5 protein-coding genes are annotated in these 6,392 nt (G+C 31.8%); all 5 read left to right on the forward strand.

What is annotated here, in order from left to right:
- The first annotated feature begins 185 nt into the window (after positions 1 to 185).
- Genes DFR66_RS13630 through DFR66_RS13640 form a run of 5 tightly spaced genes read left to right on the forward strand, consistent with a single transcriptional unit; the run spans position 186 to position 6,041 of the window.
- Positions 186 to 731, forward strand: a complete 546-nt coding sequence (locus DFR66_RS13630; RefSeq protein WP_114755370.1) for a hypothetical protein — start codon at positions 186 to 188, stop codon at positions 729 to 731.
- Positions 715 to 882 (forward strand): hypothetical protein, encoded by a 168-nt coding sequence (locus DFR66_RS13945; protein WP_167400513.1) that lies wholly within the window; start codon positions 715 to 717, stop codon positions 880 to 882. Before DFR66_RS13630 ends, DFR66_RS13945 begins: the two co-directional genes overlap by 17 nt.
- A 14-nt stretch (positions 883 to 896) precedes the next feature.
- Positions 897 to 1,034, forward strand: coding sequence for a hypothetical protein (locus tag DFR66_RS13950; protein ID WP_158634655.1), 138 nt, complete (start codon positions 897 to 899; stop codon positions 1,032 to 1,034).
- Positions 1,024 to 5,418, forward strand: a complete 4,395-nt coding sequence (locus DFR66_RS13635) for a DEAD/DEAH box helicase (protein ID WP_114755371.1) — start codon at positions 1,024 to 1,026, stop codon at positions 5,416 to 5,418. The genes DFR66_RS13950 and DFR66_RS13635 overlap by 11 nt, the downstream gene beginning before the upstream one ends.
- Complete coding sequence (locus DFR66_RS13640; RefSeq protein ID WP_114755372.1) at positions 5,418 to 6,041, forward strand: alpha-ketoglutarate-dependent dioxygenase AlkB; 624 nt, start codon at positions 5,418 to 5,420, stop codon at positions 6,039 to 6,041. The genes DFR66_RS13635 and DFR66_RS13640 overlap by 1 nt, the downstream gene beginning before the upstream one ends.
- The last annotated feature ends 351 nt before the right edge of the window (positions 6,042 to 6,392 follow it).

The following is a 6,392-nucleotide window of genomic DNA, read 5'->3' on the forward strand; positions in this document are numbered from 1 at the left end:
TTATAGTGTCTTCTAAACTTGAAAAACGCAGTTGTTGACGGGAAATACCTGTGATGTGTTGCATGATTAAAAATACGAAAAATCTTCTTTTTATTCTAGTATTTTGTTATATTTGAAAATAATACAGCGGAGGTTTTTTCACAGACTGCCGTTAGCTGCAACCCTAAACAACGACACAACAGACAATGAAAAAATCCGACATCTACGAAATTGCAATTAAAATCCTCGGACTGTATTTGTTCTTTACGTCCATTGCTTTATTGCGTGACGTGTTGACAACATTTGCTGTAATGACACAAGCAAAACAAAACCCTGAAGCATTTGGCGACTTTGACCAGACACCATTTTTTATTTTAAGTATCGCCAACTTTGTATTTGTAATTCTATTTGCAACATTTCTGACGCTTAAAACCAAGACAATTGTAAAGTTTATTTGTAAGCCGACCGACTACGAAGAAACTTCAACATTATTCGCAGACAGAAAAATCATTTACGAAATTGCACTTGCAATTATGGGACTTCTCTTAATTGTTTGGACGCTTCCTGACTTTGCTTTTAAGTTGAAGAACCACATTCAACTTGTTCAAAGCAGTATGCCGACCAAGGACTACGACACTAATTTCATTATTACAGCAGCTATTAAAATAGTTGTTGGACTTATTGCAATTATTTACGCAAAATCAATCTCGACAATCTTAGTAAAGGACAATAAAAATGGACAGACTGAATAGAAGGGCAGCAGCTAACAGCACATTTGCAATAGGCGGGGTTTCGTGCTCCGCAGACAGTTTTGTGGTAGCCGAAAGTTTTGTGCTCCGCATCAACATTTGTGGTAAAAATCCCGCCCATCGCAAATCTGCAAAACGTTATGCCTCATTGTAAAAAGACAGACCAACGTGAAAAAAACAACCAACGGACAACAAAGCCGACCGCACATTCAAGCACATTTGGTTGCCCCAACACACGGGCGACCGCTTCGCAACCAAAAGAGCTTGAATTTTGCCAACGCACCAACATTACATTATGACAGATAGAACTAAAGCACTAACATATTTTGACGAAGTATTTGAGGTTCATTCTGACAAGAATATTCCTATAAATTTAAAATACACGCAACTTAGGACACTTCTTGAAAAAATCACAAAAGATTTGACACTAAATGAAGTGATACAATTTTCAAATCTATTTTCTCGACTTTCATTTGTTTGCGACAAATACAACACGACAAAGAAAATACACGGGTTTAGAGTTACGGCAAATACTATTTTGCACGACAATTTAAAACCAACCGAAGACCAGTATTTTACACATCTGAAATATTATTGTGAATTTATTTCTTCTGCCTACAATGTTGCAGTACCTAATGACTTAAAAAATCTATATCCTAAAATAGAGTATCAGACACCTAAAACAGTTTCAAAAAATACGAGACTTAATAAACTTAGGGTTGAAATCATTGAGATTCGAGGGGATTCTTTATTGTGCAACCCAGACACAAATCAGAATGAAGATTATATAACGGTTAAAATCAAGGAAACAGAAATCAATGATAAGTTTACAAGTGTAAATGATTTTTGGAAGGGAGCTCAATTATTTTTAGTAAATATTGAGATTGATGAAAACGAAATTTATCACCCGAAATTTATAATTCTTGAACCCGACTATTTGGTTGACATATCTTCAATTGCTGAATGCTTTCAGGATTATGGAACAACTGAATTAAATTATATTAAATCAAAATTTGAAGAACTACCCAACTCTAAGCACATAAGACTTGGAAATTTTGCTAATTTGGTAATTGATGAATTATTTTCAGAAGACAAACATTCACAGGTAATTTTCAAGAACACAATTAAAAAAGATTTTCAATCTTACCCTTTTGAATACACTACCTGCGAAGATTTAAACGCGGAAGATAAATTTAAAGGCTATTTGAGAGATGCAGAAATGCACTACACAAATATAAAGAGAGTTGTCGAAAATGATTTCCCTAAACTTAATATTTCAATAGAATCAGCATCCTTAGAACCCGCTTTTCTTTGTGAATTGTACGGTATTCAGGGAAGACTTGATATTTTTGAGCAAAATAATAGTTTGCAAAAAAACTCTAAAATAATAGAATTAAAATCAGGTGGAGTACCTTTTCCTGATGACGGTAAAAGCATTAAACCTAATCATAAAACACAATTATTTTTATACTATCAATTAATAGCACTTTTAACAAATGTTGATTTTAACAAGATTAGTACTAAAATAGATGGGTACATTTTATATTCAAAAATCAATCAAAATAATTTACGACTTGGTTCTGATTTTCTTTTTTTAAAAGAAATACAAAATATATTAAATCTACGAAACAAGATTATTATCAATGAGTTTCTTTTGGCATCCGACATAATTTCAAAAACCAAGGAAATTATAGAACAAATAACTCCTAATGCAATCATAAATGCTCCTAATGTTCATCAAAATTTTAGGGCTTTATTAGAACCACAAGTTGCCGAGTTTTTAAAACCAATAAATCAAGCAAACGACATTGAAAAAACATATTTCTTTTCGTTTGTAAGTTTTATTTCAAGAGAACAATATTTGGCTAAACTCGGGAATGGGCAATACGAAACCAATAATGGCTTAGCGAATCTTTGGCTTAACTCTTTCAACGAAAAAGCAGAAAAATTTGAAATTCTATTTGATTTATCAATTTCAGAAAATCTTGTAGCGAACGAGAAGAAAGAAATTACATTTAAGCGAACAAATGAGAATAATAAGTTTGTCAATTTTAGAGAGGGGGATATTTGTGTTCTTTATCCAAGAAAAGATGAAAATGATACCGTAACCACAAACCAAATTTTCAAATGTTCGATAACGAAATTATCAAAAAATGCAGTGACTGTTAGTTTTAGATACAGACAGCGAAATACAAAATATTTTGACTCCTTTAATACTTGGGCATTAGAAAGAGATTTTATGGATAGCTCTTTTACAGCTATGTATCGAAATATATATTCGTTTTTAAGTTCATCAAAAAACAAAAAGGAACTTTTACTAACAACTGCCAAGCCAATAGAAGGAAATGATTGTGGATATAAAAACACTTCTCTATCTGAAGAGCAAAATGTAATCCTAAACAAAGCGTTATCTGCAAAAGATTATTTCTTACTTAATGGACCTCCAGGAACAGGAAAAACTTCAATTATAATTAAAGAACTCGTTAAAGAACTCTATAAAAATGAAACTACAAATATTCTTATTTTAGCCTATACCAATAGAGCCGTTGATGAATTATGTGACGCAGTAAACAATGCAATCATAAATTTTGACGACAAAAATGATGGTCGTATTAATTGGGGTAGGTCAGATAGAAATTTTGTAAGAATAGGCAATGAATTATCTTGCTCACAAGAGCATAAACATAATCTACTTTCGAATATTTGTCAAAATGTTTCGTCCAGAGACGAACTCAAAGAATTATTGAACAAACATAGAATTTACATTTCGACAGTAGCTTCAATGGCAAGTAAGATGGATATTTTCAAGCTAAAGAAATTTAATGTTGTAATTGTTGATGAAGCTTCACAGATTTTAGAACCTCAAATAATTGGTATACTTCCTAAGTGCGATAAATTTATTTTAATTGGAGACCATAAACAATTGCCAGCAATTGTTTTACAAGATGTTGAAGCATCAAAAACGAAAAATGAATTATTAGAATCTATTGGTTTAGAAAACAGAAAAAATTCCTTATTCGAGAGACTTTATGCTTTTTGTGAGAAGAATAATTTAAATTTCGCATTTGATATTCTTACCTATCAAGGAAGGATGCACAAAGATATTGCCTTGTTTCCTAATCATAGTTTTTATGATTCAAAATTACAGCAAGCATATGACATACCTACTTTAAATGAAATTGATAAAAAAGAACTTGAAAGACAAGTGCTTTCTTTAAACTTAAAATCACAAACAAAAAACACACTCGAAGATTTACTATCTAAGAAAAGATTAATTTATTTTCAAAGTAAAATCGACAAGAAAAATCATTTTGGCAAATCAAACCTTCAAGAAGCAAATTTAGTAGTTAAAATTGTTGATGCAGTAAAGAAATTATATGAACTAAACGATAAGAAATTTGAAAATAAAAAATCTATTGGAGTCATTGCTCCTTTCCGCAATCAAATAGCTTTAATTAAACAACAACTTGAAGAGGCTGAAATACCAAACTACGAAGACATCACTGTAGATACAGTTGAACGATACCAAGGAAGCCAAAGAGATGTAATTATTTTTTCATTTGCAATTAATAACCCGTACCAGTTGAACGGAATTGTAAATTTAAACGATGATGGAACTGTTGATAGGAAGCTAAATGTAGCTTTAACGAGGGCAAAAGAGCAATTAATATTAATTGGAAATGATTCAATACTTTCAAATAATTTAATTTACTTCAAACTAATAGAGTTTGTCAAATCACAAGGCGGGTATATTTGGGATTCAATTGAGGACGTTCTTAACGATAAGCTACATTTTAACTATTTTAATTCCGATAAAGGTATCACGGGGAAGACTTATACTCCAGATGATGAGTTTAAGAAGATTTACGAAGAAATAATTATCAATCCTTTAAAGAGCGATAAACGTACTCTAAGTTACCCCGACTTAATTCTTGGTGTTTCAAATGATTTTATTAGAAACAATGTTATTGAATACGGTCGTACTAATTTCGATAATGCATACCAGCTGAATTTATTTTCTCAAGAATTTAGTATCCAAGACAAGGTTAATCTCTATTGCTTTTATAATATGCGTAAGCATTATTTTTCAAACTATTCAATCTATGAAAGCTTTTCAGATTTCTTTAAACTCGAAATAAAACAAACAGCAGGTAGATTGATGTTTCTTGATTTTGGCTGTGGCCCAATGACATCTGGGATTGCGTTTAATCAACTTTTTAAATCAAGTGTGGAAAATTTCAATCTTAAATATTTCGGAATTGATATTTCAAACGCAATGATTGATAAGGCAAAGATATTTAGTAAATCAAATTTATTTTCTCAACCCTCAAAATTTGAATTTACGAACTCTATAAAGCAAATAAACAAAGATTTATTGGAGGAAAATTTACGAGTTTCAAATACTGTTATTTTAAATTTTTCGTATCTATTTGCTAACCTTACAATTGAACAAACGATTGACTTAGCAAATGAAATTAATAATTTGGTATCAACATTTCCTTTAAGCAAATATATTTTAGTTTATCAAAATCCAGTTCATAGACATCATAATTATACAAAATTCAAAAAGGCACTAAAGAATTTTGATAATGTAATTGTCCATAAATCAGAAACCGTTTCATATAAAAATGATGCTCAACATTGGTATGATAAAACAGAAACATTCACTTATGAAATAATTTCAAACTAATGCAAACAGACCTATTTGGCAATAGAAATAAGACTAACAGAGAGTGTTCGCTTGAATTAATTGAAAAAATTCAAGGGCTTGAATTGCACTTTGATTTCATTAATAAAATGGAAGAAACAGAATTATTGCATTTTATCGACAATTCAAAATGGCTTAATGATTTAACAAGACGTGTTCAGCACTATGGTTATAAGTATGACTACAAAGCAAGAAAAATAAACAATTCATTTTTTTTAGGTGAGTTACCAGTATGGCTTAAAACTTTGGCACAAAACATTTACGAACGTAAACTAATTGACTTCATTCCCGACCAAGCTATAATAAACGAGTATGAAAGTGGACAAGGCATATCTCCGCATATTGACTGTGAACCTTGTTTTGGGGACACAATTATTTCGCTATCTCTTGGCTCGACCTGTGTAATGAACTTTGAGAAAGAACCAAATTCTAAAAATAAAATTGAAGTTTTTGTTGAGCCACGGACTTTGCTTATAATGAAAAATGAAAGCAGATTTAATTATTACCACGGAATACCACAGCGTAAGTCCGACAAGTATAACAATGACACTTTCAAAAGAGACCGGAGAGTATCAATAACATTTAGAAAAGTAATCCTTGACTAATATGCCGACACTTCGCAGTCATACACATTTACAAGCTGCACAAGCCGACACGCAAACCAAAGCTTGTAAAAGAGTATGTCTGCCCAACATCACCAACGACAGACAAATAGACGACCGAAAAGAACAACGAAGGCATAACACGGGTTTGGCAAAAGTGGCGGTTCAGTGCTCCGCAGACACATTTGTGGTTAATCAAAGTTTGGTTCTCCGCATCAACATTTGTGGTGAAAATCGCCACCTTCGCCAAGCCCGAAACCGTCAGGCTGTGAAAAAACCCCGTTTTCATTTCTTTTTTACCTTATAGAACTGCTATAAACTGGTTCTAGGCTAAGCTAATTTTTGAGGTTCTTT

The organism is Flavobacterium glaciei, assembly GCF_003350545.1.
Classification (GTDB): domain Bacteria; phylum Bacteroidota; class Bacteroidia; order Flavobacteriales; family Flavobacteriaceae; genus Flavobacterium; species Flavobacterium glaciei.